We start from the raw sequence: 15,298 nt of genomic DNA on the forward strand, positions 1-15,298 counted from the left end.
TGTTGAAAATGTTTAAGTTAAGCTGGGTTTGTTTGATTGATAGTTAACCTTGTCGATCGTCATCTTTGCAATGATTTCCAGCATAATCTCGGATGTTCCGCCAATGATTGTTCCGACCCGTACATCCCGATATAGACGGGCGATTTTGTAATCTTCGGTGAATCCGTAGCCCCCAAATAACTGAAGACATTGGCTCACGACCTGTACGGCAAGCTCGCTGGCTTGCAGTTTGGCTATGGAGCAATCCTGAACGGCATATTCACTTTGATTTTGGAGATCGCAGCACTGGTAGACAAAAGCCCTGGTAGTTGCGATATCGGCAGCCATCTGGGCAATGCGGTGACGAATCGTCTGAAACTCCTGGATTTTTTTGCCGAATGCCTGCCGCTGCCCAATATATTCCAGGGTGTACTGTAATGCGGAATCCGCTGTAGCCAGACTATGTATGGCGGCGGTCAAACGTTCCAATTGCAATCCGGCCATTAAATAAAGAAAACCATCACCTTCCTTTCCAATCAGATTGGAAACAGGTACTTTGACCTGATCGAAACCCAACTCGGCAGTATCCGAGGCATGCCAGCCTAATTTGTTGATTTTATTTGCCGAAACACCTTCAGCATGTCTTTCTATCAGTAAGAGGCTGATGCCTTTTGTTCCTTTTTCTGGATCGGTTTTAACAGCCGTAATAAAAAAATCGCCGTAGTAGCCATTGGTGATAAATGTTTTGGAGCCATTGACAATGTAGTGGTCGCCCGATCGGACGGCAGTTGTTTTGATCTGTTTGACATCAGACCCCGCCCCAGGTTCGGTGATAGCAACAGCACTCACCATATCACCGGCGATCACTGGTCTAAGGTAATGTTGCTTGAGTTCCTCAGATGCATATTTCAATAGATAAGGAGCTGACATGTATTGGGTGACCAGAGCAGATATCGTGAATCCTCCCGAAAAACAATAGGATAGTTCCTCGCACAAAATCATCGAATAGTAAAAATCCAGGTCCAGACCACCATATTCTTCCGGGTAGTTGAGTCCCATAAAACCCATGTCACCCATTTTCTTCCAAATGCTTCGATCTATTTCACCCTGCTGTTCCCATTGATCTACATGCGGGATGATTTCTTTGTGAATAAATGCCCGAATGGTTTCGCGAAAAATCTGATGTTCGGCTGTGAGTTTGCTTGCCTGCATAATTGTTTATTTTACTTTTGGTTATTGGTTTCAGTTACATGACTGCGGACTGAAAACGATTTGTCTTTTGCTTTATCTTGGTATAACATCGCCCTCGTTAAAAAGAGCGGAATGTCTAACCGAATTTAGCGAAAAGCGTTGGCTTTTCTGCAAATATTTATTGTTTATTTTTTGTCAAATAGGTTATGTAGGGAACTTTTTGCCTTGTTTTTTTTCTATTTATTTTGTTTTGGCCTAAAAAAATAAAATAAGAGGGTTCGCTTGTTTGTGTTATATTTTTTATCTTTAGGAAAGGAATGATACCAGTTTTGGCTGATGAATCCTCAGGTGAATCGGGTAGCAAGTCTATTGAATTCAAGAAAAAACAATTATAAACAGAATAACATGTCAAAAAGTGTATTTATCGTTGCGGCAAAGCGTACGCCAATAGGAAGTTTTGGAGGTGGATTATCATCGGTTGCGGCGACAGCGCTGGGCGCTCATGCTGTCCGTGCTGTATTGGATGAGACTGGGATTGCTGCAGATCAAGTCGATGAAATTCTGATCGGTAGCGTTCTGCAGGCCGATTTGGGGCAAGCTCCCGCCCGCCAGGTTGCAAGGCTTGCCGGCTTACCTGATCAGGTAACAGCGACTACAGTAAATAAAGTCTGTGCCAGTGGAATGAAAGCCATCGCTTTTGCCGCACAATCTATTTTGTTGGGGGATGCCGATGTGGTCATTGCCGGAGGTATGGAAAACATGAGTAAAGTCCCGTATTATGCGAATACAATGCGCTGGGGTGCCAAGTTCGGTGGCCAGAGTTTCGTCGATGGTTTGCAACGGGACGGTTTAAGTGATGTCTATTCAAATGAACCAATGGGCAGTTTTGCTGAATTATGTGCTGAGAAATATGGTATCGGCCGGGCCGAACAGGATGAGTATGCGATTAATTCCTATAAGCGGAGCCTGGAGGCTTGGCAGAAGAATAAATTCATCAAGGAGGTCAGTCCTGTCGCTATCCAAGGGCGCAAGGGTGAGCAGATAATCTCCAGGGATGAGGAGTTTTCACAGGTCAATTTTGATAAGATCCCCGAATTAAAACCTGCTTTTAAGAAAGATGGAACGGTAACTGCCGCAAATGCATCCACATTAAGCGATGGGGCGGCTGCGGTATTATTAATGAGTGCTGAGAAGGTGAAGGGACTGGGATTGCAACCATTGGCTGAAATCATAGCCTATGCTGATGCAGAACAAGCGCCAGAATGGTTTACGACAAGTCCCGCTATAGTAACGGAAAAGGTTTTGAAAAAGGCTGGACTAACGAAAGATGATATTGACTATTTTGAATTTAATGAAGCTTTCTCTGTTGTTGCACTTGCAAACGCTAAAATTCTGGATATTCCAATGCGTAAGGTGAATATCTATGGGGGGGCAGTTTCCCTGGGTCATCCATTGGGTTGTTCCGGAGCGAGAATAGTCGTCACCTTGACGAGCATTTTACAACAGGAAGGCGGGACAATCGGACTTGCTGCAATTTGCAACGGTGGTGGTGGTGCTTCGGGAATGATTATAAAAAAACTATAATGCTTTGTCCAGATAAGTATTTATTTTAAAGTAAGTACTTATCTGGACAAAGTCTATTCTTTGGTTGGTGACAATGTGCCAGAACATTGATTGAGGTTATTCCTCATAAAGGCGACTTGCCTCAACGCCATGAAGTGCAAGTTCAGATTCGATCTCTGTCGGATTGAGTCGAATGCCTTCAATGGTTAACAGGTTGTAAATAGAATCCAGATCTATTTTCCATTCATGGATACCATTTAATTTTTCAACAGCTTGTTTGATCTTGTCTACAAGACTGGGATGTTGTGCATTAGTTTCGAAAATGAGCTTTTCCATCGTGTTTCATATTAGGCCCGATTAGAACAAATCAGGCAGGTTTAACCAAAATAGCGTAGACAATCATTTGATCGGCTAATTACAATACTCTCAATATAAGAAGAATACTCTGAAATTAATAGTTTAAAGTGACTAAATTGTAATGAAACTGTTAATTTTTGTAATCAATACCTGCAAATTTTATAGTTAATAAATAGCATTTTTTGTCTTGTGTTTTGAGCGGTATTGTCGGCTGAAAGGCGGGTTTACCCAAGTTTTGTATAAGGGAATCTTCTTAACGGATTTAAGCAGGACTTACGTGAAAGAAGCCTGCAGCTAATAGAAGGAAGATCACTTAGATCCTGTTTCATTTTTCGTTGCTAATAAAATTTTAATTAAGTTTGAGCGGAATCATGACTACTGAACTTTCCAATATAATTATTCTATTTCTGCTTGTAGCAGTCGTTGTCCTGTTGATTTTGTATGTATTATTAATACGGAAATACAAAAAGCTCAGGGTGGAAGAGCGGCGGCATCAGGAACTTTTTAAACGAATGGATAATGAGCAGATGGATCATGTGCATCGCAATCGATTAAACCCACATTTGCTGAAAAATTCGCTCAATGGTATCCTTTCTCACGCCTATCAAACTTACTATACGATGGATAAGCTGGCTATGGTATTGGATTACGTATTATATGAAAGTGAAGAGGAGCTGGTATCTCCAAAAGCGGAGATCGAGTTTGCCCGTAATTTAATTGAAGTCAATAAGGTTAAGTTGAGTCCCTTGTTTGATATGCGGGTTAAATTTGATATTGATGAATTGAACGAATCATTATTGGAACGTCCTTCACTGGTACCATTGATGACTGTAGACCTCATCGAAAATGCATTTAAACATGCTGATTTTCACCATCCCGACTCCTTTATTTCGATTGTACTTAGCTTTCGCAATGGTCTGCTGGAATTGACTGTCAGCAATAAAATATCGAAGCGCTCACCCTTGTATAAAACCAAAGGTGGAATAGGCAGTAAGACGTTGGAGGAACGGTTGATGCTGTATTATCCAGATCGCCATGAATTAAAACGTTTTGTAGAAAATGATGTCTATAACGCTTACCTTCAGATCCGACTGTATGAAAATTGAGAAAACGCTGCGATGCATTTTATTGGATGATGAACTGCCTGGGTTGCGGTTTCTAAAGATGCTCTGTGAGCAGATTCCCGGTCTGGAGGTAGTCAAAGCATTTAATGATCCTGCGGTGTTACTCGACGAATACAAAAGCTTAGATTTTGACTTTTGTATACTGGATATTGAAATGCCCCAGTTTAATGGTTTTGACATAGCAGAACGGCTAAAAAATTACCCCATTGTTTTCGCTACCGCCTATAAGCAGTATGCCAGCGACGCTTTTGATATCAATGCCGTAGATTATATACGGAAGCCAATATCGCTGTCGCGCCTGCAGCAAGCCGTTCTGAAAGTTGAGCAGGTAATCACTAGCCGGCCGGCGGAGCCTTCCCCTTTCGCACAATTCAATACCAATAAGGGCAAAGCAATACTTTACTTCAGTCAGATTGACTATGTTCAGATTGCTGAAGTAGATAGTCGCGATAAGATGGTGTTCCTCAACGATGGGTCCACTATTTTATTAAAAAATATCAGTTTCGACAAGCTCCTCGCGCTACTGCCGCAACAAAATTTCATTCGTATCAATAAAAAGGAAATCATCGCACTGAGAATTGTGAAGTTCTTTTCGGGCGATGTGATTACCAGCAGTCTGATCGATGGACAGGATACACCTCTTGTTTTTAGCCTGGGAGAATCTTATAAAAAAACATTCCTTGAAAGATTCAATTGATTACAAAATTCAAGGAGTTCATTACATATTTTTCCGTTCTTGTAGCCCGACACGTCTTAAAACAGACCCAGAATTCTATTTTTGTGATGGTTATACTCCAAATCCAACTGGAACGTTGATTTTGGAGTAAGCTCATACATGCAATTATCACCGTTAACTTTTTAAAGCGAAAAAGGATGAAGAAATACAGGAATACGATTTTTTATGTGACTTTAATCGGTACACTGCTGCTGGTGATGTACTGGGTTATTCATTTAGGTACGCAAATGCAAAGCGAGGGGCTGCTTACCAGTGAAAAGATAAGCCGGGGTGCCTGGCAGGATTTTAGATTGACTTTATTACATAGTATTCAGCACCCCTTGGCTATTCTGTTGGCACAGATTGTAACGATTATTATTGCTGCCCGGGTAATGGGTTGGATCTGTATAAAGATTAAACAGCCTGTTGTGATAGGCGAAATGCTAGCTGGTATAATATTGGGACCATCTTTATTGGGGCTTTATTTTCCTGAATTCTCCCATACGCTATTTCCTGTTGAATCTCTGAGCAACCTACAGTTTCTAAGCCAGATCGGCTTAATCCTGTTTATGTTTATTATCGGAATGGAACTGGACCTGAATGTGCTGCGCAACAAAGCCCACGATGCTGTGGTGATTTCGCATGCAAGTATCGTTATACCATTTACACTTGGCATTTCTTTAGCCTACTTTTTATACTTATATCATCCACCGGCGAATGTGGAATTTTTGTCCTATAGCTTGTTTATCGGGATTTCGATGAGCATCACTGCTTTTCCGGTCTTGGCTAGGATCGTACAGGAACGTGGATTGCAGAAAAGTAAACTGGGTGCAATGGTGATTACCTGTGCCGCTGCTGATGATATTACAGCCTGGTGTATTTTGGCCGTGGTGATCGCGATCGTGAAGGCGGGAGATTTTGCAAGCGCCTTGTATACCGTTGCCCTCGCGCTGGCCTATGTGCTGCTGATGATCAAAATCGTACGTCCCTTTCTGATGCGTGTGGGGGAAGTAAAAGGGACACGTGAAGGACTCAACAAACCTGTTGTTGCCATCTTTTTTATTGTGCTTTTATTGTCTGCTTATGCAACAGAGGTAATAGGCATACATGCTTTGTTCGGTGCCTTTATGGCGGGAGCGATCATGCCTGAAAACAGTCGTTTTCGAACAGCTTTTATTGAAAAAATCGAAGATGTCTCCACATTATTGTTATTACCATTATTTTTTGTTTACACTGGATTGCGTACACAGATCGGTCTATTGAATGATCCGCAACTCTGGATGACCACCCTGTTGATTATTTTGGTCGCAGTAATTGGTAAATTCGCCGGTAGTGCCTTAGCTGCCCGTTTTGTAGGACAAAGCTGGAAAGATAGTTTGAGTATAGGTGCCTTGATGAATACAAGAGGACTCATGGAACTGATTGTGTTGAACATCGGTTACGATCTCGGAGTACTGAGTGCCGAATTATTTTCTATGATGGTTGTCATGGCATTGGTCACTACGTTTATGACGGGTCCATTGTTGGACTTGATCAATTATCTATACCGCCCCCGGAAACGTTCCCTACAGGAGGAAATTCAAAATAAATCGAAATTTAAGATACTGCTATCGTTTGCCAAGAGCAATACCGGGATTTCACTGCTTCATCTTGCAGATGCGCTAACGTTAAAATCAAAAAATACTGCAGAAATTACGGCGTTGCATATCGAGCCTTCCAACGAGCTCCATCATTACGAAGTAGAAACGCAGGAGCAGGATAGCTTTCGGGAAATAAAGCAGGTTGCGGAGGAATTAGCGCAACCTATCCGGACGATATTTAAAATTTCCAGTGATATCGACAGTGAAATTGTGCAGACTTCAAATGAACATAGTCAAGATCTATTGTTGTTGGGTGTCAGCGAATCCATCTACGAAGGTAGTCTTTTGGGAAGATTTTTGGATTTTACTTCACGTATTATCAATCCGGAGAAATTGTTCCATACCGTGACAAACGCCGAATCACCTTTTGCGACCTTTGATAGAAATCAACAGATCAACGCTAAAGTTAACGCGATGGTAGGAATTTTGATTGACAAGAATTTTGTTAAGGCCCGCCGTGTTATTGTTCCTATACTACTTAAAAATGATGAATTCCTTAGCGTACTTATACAACGGTTAATTCATCATTCGGATGCACAGGTGATGGTATGGGATTTTGACCAGATTTTGCGGACGCAGGAGGGTTTCCGGGAAAAGCTGAGACAGCTAGAACAACTTGTGCCCAATCATTTGACGATATTGGAGGAGAAGAGTCTCGATGTTGATCTCTGGGCGCAGCAAGATCTGATGCTCATCAGTTTGCCTTCCTGGCATAAGATTGTCAATAAAAAACCCGACTGGCTGCACCGCACACCATCCACGCTGCTGCTTGCAGACCGTAAAAAATAGTCGTTATACAGCGCGCGCCGAAACTATCAGTTTCGGCGCGCGCTGTATTGGAATTAGATCCGCGTTTATTTTCCGATCTTATTCACTTTAATCTTTAATCCGATCAATTTTTCAATATCACTTAAATAAGGTCTTTCTTCCACGTCACAAAAGGAAATGGCGTTACCTTCCAGACCCGCTCTGCCTGTCCTTCCGATGCGATGCACGTAGGTTTCCGGTACATTTGGCAGATCGTAATTAATGACCATCGGCAACTGTTCAATGTCTATTCCCCGTGCAGCAATGTCCGTAGCGATCAGGATTTTTAGATGGTTTTCCTTGAATTCGCCCAATGCCTTTTGTCGGGCATTTTGCGACTTGTTTCCATGGATTGCAGCAGCACGAAGACCATTTTTAGCCAATAATTTGACAATTTTATCCGCCCCATGTTTAGTCCGTGAAAATACAATCGTACGGTCTTGCTTAAATTGCTTAAGAAGGCTTGTAAGTAGTTTTATTTTTTCTTTTTTCTCGATAAAGTAAACCGATTGATTTACTTTTTCAGCAGTTGAACTCACAGGAGTTACGTCTACTTCGACAGGTTTGTGAAGTATCCCATGTGCAAATTTCCGAATATTTGGTGGCATCGTCGCTGAAAAAAACAGGGTCTGCCTTTTCGCAGGTACTTTAGCCAGGATTTTTTTGATATCGTGGATAAAGCCCATGTCGAGCATATTGTCAGCTTCATCAAGGATGAGGACCTCTATTTTATCCAGATAGACCAGTTTCTGATTCATCAGATCCAATAGACGACCCGGTGTGGCCACTAAAATATCGACACCCTTTTTGATTTCTTTGACCTGTCTGTCTTGATTGACCCCGCCAAAAATGGTGCTGTAATTTAATTTTAGATGCTTGCGATATAAATTGATGTTTTCACCGATCTGAATGGCCAATTCGCGGGTCGGTGTGAGGATTAAGGCGCGGATAGGCATTATCTTACCATGCGCATGTACATTTTTCTCGGATAAACGCTGTAATAAGGGTAGGGCAAATGCCGCTGTCTTACCGGTACCGGTCTGTGCACATCCAATCAGATCCTGACCGCTTAATATGACGGGGATCGCTTTTTGTTGTATTGCAGTGGGGGTTGTATATCCTGTTTCCGCGATTGCCTTGAGGAGAGGAGGTATTAAATTAAGTTGTTTGAATTCCATTAAATATGATAGGAAAATAAGCTTAAACGAAGGCCCTGCATATTTTGTATAGTTTTAACCGATTAATTAAAGGTATCTTAATTACACCTGGAACGAATAAGTCTATTGAAATAACAAGGGAAGAATACGAAAAAGAAATGGGATAAATCATGATGAATTACCCCATTAACAAGAAAGTGTATTTTTTGGATTACGCCAATTTTACATTTGTAGCGTTGATTCCTTTTGGAGTTCTTTCTACATCATAAGTTACAACGTCGCCTTCAGATACTTGGTTCTTAAGAGCAGAAACGTGTACGAAAACATCTGCACTACCATCCTCTGGTGTAATAAAACCAAAACCTTTAGTTTCATTGAAAAATTTAATTTTACCTGTATTCATTATTTTTAATTAAGTTCCGCAAGGTAGGGATAATAAATGACTAATCTTTTATTTTTCGTTGAAATAACAAAGTTTTTTTTCTTTCTTAACATTTATATATCAATAATCAACCTTCAGGACCTTTCAGCTGCACTTTTCTATTGTATTGAAAGTCAGTTGCTGAAGTGTCTTTCGTAAATTCTGTAACATGGGGTAGGCTATATCATCCGGGAATCATAAAACACGAATCAATAGCAACAGACTTTCTCCGGTTATCTCAACCCTTAGTAAACTTCTCCCTAGGGCTCCTCACTGGAATGCGCTGAATGTCGATATATATTTTACAATAATTTTGGTAAGGGCTTAAAGTGAATTTTGTATTTTCATCGCGAACTTAAACCGTGAATATATAAACCAGCATCTGATGAATAGAAAAGACTTTATCCGAACTTCCAGTATTTTGGCTGCGGCATCCGTCATCGGTAGAAGCCATGCATCCAGTCTATTTGAACAACCCATTCGAGTGGGAGTGATTGGGGTCAATGGGATGGGCTGGTCTGATCTGAATGCTTTGTTAAAGCAACAAGGTGTTACATGTACGGCCCTGTGCGATGTGGATGAGCATATTTTGGGCAAAAGGGCAAAAGAACTTCAGGACCGGAATATAAAGGTTTCAACCTATCTGGATTATAAAAAAATGTTGAACAGCCCGGATGTGGATGCAGTCATTATTGCGACACCTGATCATTGGCATTGCTTACAGATGATTGACGCTGTGAAGGCAGGGAAGCATGTTTACGTCGAAAAGCCCATCGGTAATTCTATTCAGGAATGCCAGTTGATGCTAGCGGCGGCAAACAAAAGTAATGCTGTTGTCCAGGTGGGGCAATGGCAGCGCAGTCAACAGCATTTTAAAGATGCCATTGACTTTGTCCATTCAGGTAAGCTCGGGAAAATACGCTTGGTCAAGGCCTGGTCTTATCTGGGCTGGAAAAACAGTATTCCCATTCATCCGGACGAACCGGTTCCTACAGGTGTACACTATTTGGATTGGCTGGGACCCGCCTCAAAAAGACCGTTTAATGTCAATCGCTTTCATTTTAATTTCAGGTGGTTCTGGGATTATGCGGGTGGCTTGATGACAGACTGGGGCGTACATATGCTGGATTATGCCTTACTGGGTATGAATGTCTCCGACCCAAAATCTGTTATGGCTTCCGGCGGAAAATTTGCCTTCCCGGATGATGCCGGGGAAACACCGGATACCATGACTGCAGTCTACGAGTTTGACAACTTTAATATCCAATGGGAGCATGCCAAGGGAATAGATTTAGGCCCCTATAACCGTAACCATGGCGTCGCCTTTATTGGTAATAACGGGACCTTGGTATTAAACCGTGCTGGCTGGGAAGTGATACCCGAGAAGGGCAGGATGGAGGCAATTGCATTACAGCCTTCCATTGACAACGGTCTGGAGAAGCATATGGCTAATTTTGTGGATGCCATTCGCCAGAAAAATCCGAAACTGCTGCATGCTCCACTTGAAGTCGGTGCACACATCGCTATTTTTTCGCAATTGGGAAATATTGCCTATAGAACCGGACAGAAGCTGTACTGGGATAAGGATAAACAGCGTTTTAAAGACGAGGCAGCAAATAAATATCTGGCTTCGGTATATCATAACGGGTATAAGTACCCCAAGGTTTGATAGCTGGTGATAAGACTTGCCATCGGGAAGTAAGCAATCGAAAACCGATAACTTTTAATAAATATGCTGACTTTGAGCTGCTAAAATGAATACAGTTCAAAGCCAGCATATGCATCGCTTTTTCAACGAAGGGCTGATTGAAGGCCTTACTATTGGTTGCGCAGCTTTCGTGGGCGCCTAACGAAAGACAAACTCGTTGGCAATCGTAATCTCTTCCTGATTAATGGAATGACCGAAATTTGGATAAACGGCTAGTTTAACATCCGCATTTTGTGCTTCCAAAATTTTCACTGTCGCATTAACGCGTTCCAACGGAACATGAGGATCAGGATCACTCGTGCCGATAAATATAGGTGTTTGCGCAAAGTCCCCCATATACTTATCCGGATCGATTGTTTCGCCGATTAGTCCACCAATAATGGCGACCGCCCCCCCATACCGCCGGGCATTGCGTGCCAGGAATTCAAGCGTTAGACATGCGCCTTGGGAGAATCCGAAGAAATAGATGTTTTCAGTTTTGATCCCCTTATCCAAAGCAAGTTGTACCGTATTTTCAATGATTTGAATTGCCGAACTTAACCAGGGTTCATTGCTTTGCTCAGGAGCCATAAAGGAATATGGATACCAAGTGTAATTGTCTGCCTGTGGTGCGAGTAGTGCGTAATCCCCCACATTCAGGTAAGCAGACATGCTCAGAATGTCCGTTGCATTTCCGCCACGGCCATGAATCATGATCAATGCTTTTTCTGTATTTTCTAAACTGTGTCCAGCTGTTTTAATATTATTTGAGTGACTCATTATAGTTTTTCCTATACTGTTTTCTTAAACCATACATCGTCATATATGTCGGGATGACGATGGAATTGTGCATTTACATAAGGGCATAGCGGGACAATTTTCATGGTGTTTTCCCGCGCATAGGACACCAGTTTTTCCAAAAGTATTTTGGCAAATCCCCTGCCTTCGTAGGCCTCATCGACTTCGGTATGGTAGACGACCAATCTTCCATCGATAATAGCGATGCTCATTAAACCAGCTTTTTTCTCATCAGAGAATAATTGAAGTTCACCACGCTGATTTTTATCCAGTACAATTTCTGTTCTTTCCATTTTTTGCTTTACTTAATCGTTTTTATGTCGATCCTAATTTATTTTTGGTAATGTAGCTTCGATCTGCGACCGATGACCTTCGTATTGTTTTGGCAATTTAAGAGCTGTTCCAAGATGCTCTAAGGGCTCATCCACTGTAAATCCGGGATTGTCTGTTGCGATCTCAAATAAAACACCACCAGGTTCCCGAAAGTAAAGGGAGAAAAAGTAATCCCGGTTGATTTTTGGTGTAATATCCAAACCTGCAGAAAGCACCTTTTCGCGATATTCCATTAAAATGTTGTCATCTTTTACCCGAAAGGCCACATGATGATTCGTACCGGCAGCATTACGACCGTAAGGTAGGTTGCGATCTGCCAGAATATCAACAATATTGGCCGTATCTATGCTGTCGGTCGTCAACCGGTAGCGTCCACTATCCTGACCTTGCACCGTGTATCCTAATATATCCGTTAAGACCCTTAGTGTCGGATCAGCCTCTTTTAAGGATAGGGTAATATTATGAAATCCCCTTAAAGCATTTTCATTCGTGATATCTGCGGTTGTCCACACCTTTCTGTGATCTTTTGTTAACGGTTCAATAAATTGGATCTGTAGACCGTCAGGATCTGTAAATGAAATTAACTTTTCGCCAAAAATTTCATTTTCCTGGAATGCAACATTATGCGCTTTCAATCTGTCTTTCCAGAAAGCGAGGCTTCCTTCGGGAACAGCATAGCCGATATGGGTTGCCATACCCGCACCCTGTGTACCTTTGCCAATACCTTCCCAAGGGAAAAAGGTCAGGATGGTGCCCGGATCCCCCTGTTCATTCCCGAAATAAAAATGATAGGTGCCAGGGTCGTCAAAATTGACAGTTTTCTTTACCAAACGGAGTCCAAGTACGCCAGTGTAAAAATCAAGGTTTCGTTTTGCGTTATCAGCTATCGCTGTAATATGGTGTAGTCCTAATATTTTATTGTCCATGGTTGTTGTTTTTTATTTTCTTAACTGATGTAAAATTACGGCAGCCAAGAAAAAAAATCATTGAACTAGATTAATAAAAACAAGAAATGAACTTTTTGTTTTAGCTTGTCGATAACTTTTTAAAAGGAGTAGGGCTTTAAACAAGACTTTCGTGCTTTTACGAGGCAGCAATGGCCCCAAAAATCAACTGTGGATTATTTCTGATCCATAGAAAACAGATACTTTCAGAAAAAAAAACACCAGAAGTCCCCAACTTCTGGTGTTTTAATCTAACCAATTATTAACCTAAATTTATGAAATGTATATTTCTGAATATTATACTATGGGGTAATTTTCAATTATCATGCCATCTTTTTCAGCCTATTCTTCACTAAAGGAAACAACTGGTGGAAAACAAAACGATAAACCAAATGTTTGTTTATTGGGTATTATCAATACCAAACTGAGACATATAATCGGTTTTTTATCCATCATAATACGTTCAGATAATGAAAATACGAACAAATTTTATGCTGTTGACAGCAATCGTAGCGCTCTTATTTACCGGGTGTGGGCAAAAAAGCACGCCTAATAAACCCGCAGAAAAGGATCAGACACAGCTAGATATCAATAAAGAAAATAAGCGGATCGTATTAGACTTCTATCAGCAGATGTTCGGCGACAAGGATCTATCGGCCGTAGACAAATATATTGCGCCGGAATATATTCAGCATAACCCTCATGTAGCTGATGGTGCAGCCGCATTTAAAGCCGCCGCTGCAAAGTGGTTTGAAGGGCAGCCTAAAACCAAGGTAGACGTGCAACGTATTGCCTCAGATGGTGATCTCGTATTTATTCATATTAAGAATAAAAATGCGGCTGGTAGTCTCAAGTCTACAATAGATATCTTTCGCTTAGAAAATGGAAAGATTGTGGAACACTGGGACGCACAGCAAGATGTGCCCAAGGAGTCCGCTAACAGCCATCCGATGTTTTAATCAGTTATTTGATATTAATGCTGGTTCCTTTTTAAAAAGGTCTTATATTTAATACGCTATCCATAAATTGGGTAGTTTTGTATTGACTATAGAAAATAATTAATTTAAATGAAGCGAATTTTAGGTGCAGGCCTGTTTTATATCCTCATATCCGCGTGCAGTGTACATCATAATCCAAAAGAACACCCCCAGGTGTATTTGCAAAATCCCGGACGGGAAACAAAAAAATGGAAACTTGTGTGGGAAGACAACTTTAATTCACCAAATTTGGATACGAGCAAATGGAGCCGGATTCCGGCAGGTGGGTCGGACTGGAACCGTCATATGAGCCAAGATGATGCCTGTTTTGGATGGGAAAAAGGGGAATTGATTCTCAAAGGGATCCGAAACACGGATCAGCAGAAAGATACAAGACTATTTCTAACAGGTGGGATATGGAGTAAGGGAAAGTTTGCCTTTCAGTATGGACGTATCGAAATAAGAGCCAAACTGGGTAGTGCACAAGGTGCATGGCCAGCGATGTGGATGCTGGCCGAGTTGGATAGATATGGTCAATACCCTCGAAATGGGGAAATTGATATCATGGAACACCTCAATTTTGATGATATAATTTATCAGACGACGCATTCGCATTATACGTTGAATCTCGGACAAAAAGATAATCCCAAACATTCGGGAACAGCAAAAGTCAATGCTGGAGCATATAATGTCTATGGTATAAGCTGGTATCCAGATCGAATTGTATTTCAATTGAATGGTGTGGATACATTTACTTATCCGCGTATAAACGGTGTTGATGCTTCGCAATGGCCTTATGATCAGCCTTTTTACCTATTGATAGACCAGCAGCTTGGTGGTAGTTGGGTGGGAAAAGTAGATCCCGAACAGTTGCCAGTCGAAATGCGGGTAGACTGGGTCAAGATTTATCAATAAAAACTTAACATACCGACCGCGAAAATAATGTTTATTTTTGACCCAATTATGGAAGATAATACACTATTCAAAATAAGTTATAAGATTAAAGAGATCCGCAAGGAGAAAGGAATCACGATACAGGAGGTTGCGGATAAAGCTGGTGTAAGCAAGGGCCTCATATCGCAGATCGAAAATAATCGAACGATTCCATCCCTGTTGGTGTTGATCAATATTATCAATGCGCTGGATGTCGACCTGAATGAATTCTTTAAAGATTTTAATTCCGACCTCGACGCAGGGCCAATAGTTGTTCGAAAAAAAGACAGCTATACAGCCTTCGAAAAGGAACATGCGATAGGATTTCATTATAAACGAATCTTCACCTCCGCCATGGATAGCTCTACCATGGATATCGTTCTTTTGGAACTGCAGCCCGATGCACAGCGTCCGATGGTAGAAACCGAGGCCTATGAATATAAATACATCATCAGCGGAGAGGTGGAGTATGTATTCCAGGACCAAACAATCAGGTTGGAAGAAGGTGACTCCATTTTCTTTAATGGACGATTATCGCATACACCACGCAATGTAGGAAAGGAAAAAGCATCCATGCTTATTGTGTATTTCTTCGAAAATAAACGCTAGCCCTACGCATTAAGCAGTATGAAAAAGCATCATTGAACCCAACAGTGATGCTTTTTTTATTTC

The 15,298-nt window shown here is 41.5% G+C and carries 15 protein-coding genes; 8 read left to right on the forward strand and 7 right to left on the reverse strand.

Translation table 11 applies throughout. The features are described 5' to 3' along the window. Positions 1 to 12 precede the first annotated feature (12 nt). Complete coding sequence (locus ACK8HY_RS04480) at positions 13 to 1,191, reverse strand: acyl-CoA dehydrogenase family protein (protein WP_416132899.1); 1,179 nt, start codon at positions 1,189 to 1,191, stop codon at positions 13 to 15. Between the two features lie 384 nt (positions 1,192 to 1,575). On the opposite strand from ACK8HY_RS04480, the gene ACK8HY_RS04485 reads away from it, so the two are divergent. Further along, positions 1,576 to 2,754 (forward strand): thiolase family protein, encoded by a 1,179-nt coding sequence (locus ACK8HY_RS04485; RefSeq protein ID WP_077435907.1) that lies wholly within the window; start codon positions 1,576 to 1,578, stop codon positions 2,752 to 2,754. A 96-nt stretch (positions 2,755 to 2,850) separates the two neighbouring features. On the opposite strand, the gene ACK8HY_RS04490 is transcribed toward ACK8HY_RS04485, so the two are convergent. Further along, entirely contained in the window at positions 2,851 to 3,069 is a 219-nt protein-coding gene (locus ACK8HY_RS04490) for a hypothetical protein (protein ID WP_046672939.1), read from the reverse strand. Between the two features lie 392 nt (positions 3,070 to 3,461). Between ACK8HY_RS04490 and ACK8HY_RS04495 the strand changes: the two genes are divergently transcribed. The 3 genes from ACK8HY_RS04495 (at position 3,462) to ACK8HY_RS04505 (ending at position 7,358) form a co-directional block, all read left to right on the forward strand. Further along, a complete protein-coding gene (locus ACK8HY_RS04495; protein ID WP_416132900.1) occupies positions 3,462 to 4,196 on the forward strand; it encodes a histidine kinase in 735 nt (244 codons plus the stop codon). Then, on the forward strand, positions 4,186 to 4,911 hold the full coding sequence (locus tag ACK8HY_RS04500; RefSeq protein WP_077434927.1) for a LytR/AlgR family response regulator transcription factor: 726 nt from the start codon (positions 4,186 to 4,188) through the stop codon (positions 4,909 to 4,911). Before ACK8HY_RS04495 ends, ACK8HY_RS04500 begins: the two co-directional genes overlap by 11 nt. Before the next feature lie 176 nt (positions 4,912 to 5,087). Further along, entirely contained in the window at positions 5,088 to 7,358 is a 2,271-nt protein-coding gene (locus tag ACK8HY_RS04505) for a cation:proton antiporter (RefSeq protein ID WP_077434925.1), read from the forward strand. A 65-nt stretch (positions 7,359 to 7,423) separates the two neighbouring features. On the opposite strand, the gene ACK8HY_RS04510 is transcribed toward ACK8HY_RS04505, so the two are convergent. Both ACK8HY_RS04510 and ACK8HY_RS04515 read right to left on the reverse strand, forming a co-directional pair. Next, positions 7,424 to 8,554, reverse strand: a complete 1,131-nt coding sequence (locus tag ACK8HY_RS04510) for a DEAD/DEAH box helicase (RefSeq protein WP_077434923.1) — start codon at positions 8,552 to 8,554, stop codon at positions 7,424 to 7,426. A gap of 190 nt (positions 8,555 to 8,744) precedes the next feature. Further along, positions 8,745 to 8,936, reverse strand: coding sequence for a cold-shock protein (locus ACK8HY_RS04515; RefSeq protein ID WP_077434921.1), 192 nt, complete (start codon positions 8,934 to 8,936; stop codon positions 8,745 to 8,747). A 403-nt stretch (positions 8,937 to 9,339) separates the two neighbouring features. Here ACK8HY_RS04515 and ACK8HY_RS04520 point away from each other — a divergent pair, with 403 nt between their 5' ends. Beyond that, the gene (locus ACK8HY_RS04520) at positions 9,340 to 10,623 is read left to right on the forward strand and encodes a Gfo/Idh/MocA family protein (protein WP_416132901.1); all 1,284 of its coding nucleotides are present in this window, start codon (positions 9,340 to 9,342) and stop codon (positions 10,621 to 10,623) included. Positions 10,624 to 10,800: 177 nt separating this feature from the next. On the opposite strand, the gene ACK8HY_RS04525 is transcribed toward ACK8HY_RS04520, so the two are convergent. Genes ACK8HY_RS04525 through ACK8HY_RS04535 form a run of 3 tightly spaced genes read right to left on the reverse strand, consistent with a single transcriptional unit; the run spans position 10,801 to position 12,698 of the window. Beyond that, entirely contained in the window at positions 10,801 to 11,421 is a 621-nt protein-coding gene (locus tag ACK8HY_RS04525; protein WP_416132902.1) for an alpha/beta hydrolase, read from the reverse strand. 11 nt (positions 11,422 to 11,432) lie between these two features. Then, positions 11,433 to 11,732 carry a GNAT family N-acetyltransferase gene (locus ACK8HY_RS04530; protein WP_077434915.1) on the reverse strand — a complete coding sequence of 100 codons (300 nt, stop codon included), beginning with the start codon at positions 11,730 to 11,732 and terminating at the stop codon, positions 11,433 to 11,435. Between the two features lie 33 nt (positions 11,733 to 11,765). Beyond that, entirely contained in the window at positions 11,766 to 12,698 is a 933-nt protein-coding gene (locus tag ACK8HY_RS04535) for a ring-cleaving dioxygenase (RefSeq protein WP_077434913.1), read from the reverse strand. 488 nt (positions 12,699 to 13,186) lie between these two features. Between ACK8HY_RS04535 and ACK8HY_RS04540 the strand changes: the two genes are divergently transcribed. The 3 genes from ACK8HY_RS04540 to ACK8HY_RS04550 all read left to right on the forward strand — a co-directional run bounded on the left by ACK8HY_RS04540 (position 13,187) and on the right by ACK8HY_RS04550 (position 15,235). Then, positions 13,187 to 13,675: an ester cyclase gene (locus tag ACK8HY_RS04540; RefSeq protein WP_416132903.1), complete on the forward strand. Its 489-nt coding sequence runs from the start codon at positions 13,187 to 13,189 to the stop codon at positions 13,673 to 13,675. 108 nt (positions 13,676 to 13,783) lie between these two features. Next, positions 13,784 to 14,608 carry a glycoside hydrolase family 16 protein gene (locus ACK8HY_RS04545; RefSeq protein WP_077434909.1) on the forward strand — a complete coding sequence of 275 codons (825 nt, stop codon included), beginning with the start codon at positions 13,784 to 13,786 and terminating at the stop codon, positions 14,606 to 14,608. Positions 14,609 to 14,656: 48 nt separating this feature from the next. Continuing rightward, positions 14,657 to 15,235 (forward strand): helix-turn-helix domain-containing protein, encoded by a 579-nt coding sequence (locus ACK8HY_RS04550; RefSeq protein WP_416132904.1) that lies wholly within the window; start codon positions 14,657 to 14,659, stop codon positions 15,233 to 15,235. Positions 15,236 to 15,298: the final 63 nt, after the last annotated feature.

Source organism: Sphingobacterium sp. NGMCC 1.201703, assembly GCF_047784615.1.
In the GTDB taxonomy this organism is placed as follows: Bacteria; Bacteroidota; Bacteroidia; order Sphingobacteriales; family Sphingobacteriaceae; genus Sphingobacterium.

Coding starts and splice junctions, on each gene's coding strand:
- ACK8HY_RS04480 (WP_416132899.1), bottom strand. CDS start 1,191: ATGCAGGCAAGCAAACTCACAGCCGAACATCAGATTTTTCGCGAAACC.
- ACK8HY_RS04485 (WP_077435907.1), top strand. CDS start 1,576: ATGTCAAAAAGTGTATTTATCGTTGCGGCAAAGCGTACGCCAATAGGA.
- ACK8HY_RS04490 (WP_046672939.1), bottom strand. CDS start 3,069: ATGGAAAAGCTCATTTTCGAAACTAATGCACAACATCCCAGTCTTGTA.
- ACK8HY_RS04495 (WP_416132900.1), top strand. CDS start 3,462: ATGACTACTGAACTTTCCAATATAATTATTCTATTTCTGCTTGTAGCA.
- ACK8HY_RS04500 (WP_077434927.1), top strand. CDS start 4,186: ATGAAAATTGAGAAAACGCTGCGATGCATTTTATTGGATGATGAACTG.
- ACK8HY_RS04505 (WP_077434925.1), top strand. CDS start 5,088: ATGAAGAAATACAGGAATACGATTTTTTATGTGACTTTAATCGGTACA.
- ACK8HY_RS04510 (WP_077434923.1), bottom strand. CDS start 8,554: ATGGAATTCAAACAACTTAATTTAATACCTCCTCTCCTCAAGGCAATC.
- ACK8HY_RS04515 (WP_077434921.1), bottom strand. CDS start 8,936: ATGAATACAGGTAAAATTAAATTTTTCAATGAAACTAAAGGTTTTGGT.
- ACK8HY_RS04520 (WP_416132901.1), top strand. CDS start 9,340: ATGAATAGAAAAGACTTTATCCGAACTTCCAGTATTTTGGCTGCGGCA.
- ACK8HY_RS04525 (WP_416132902.1), bottom strand. CDS start 11,421: ATGAGTCACTCAAATAATATTAAAACAGCTGGACACAGTTTAGAAAAT.
- ACK8HY_RS04530 (WP_077434915.1), bottom strand. CDS start 11,732: ATGGAAAGAACAGAAATTGTACTGGATAAAAATCAGCGTGGTGAACTT.
- ACK8HY_RS04535 (WP_077434913.1), bottom strand. CDS start 12,698: ATGGACAATAAAATATTAGGACTACACCATATTACAGCGATAGCTGAT.
- ACK8HY_RS04540 (WP_416132903.1), top strand. CDS start 13,187: ATGAAAATACGAACAAATTTTATGCTGTTGACAGCAATCGTAGCGCTC.
- ACK8HY_RS04545 (WP_077434909.1), top strand. CDS start 13,784: ATGAAGCGAATTTTAGGTGCAGGCCTGTTTTATATCCTCATATCCGCG.
- ACK8HY_RS04550 (WP_416132904.1), top strand. CDS start 14,657: ATGGAAGATAATACACTATTCAAAATAAGTTATAAGATTAAAGAGATC.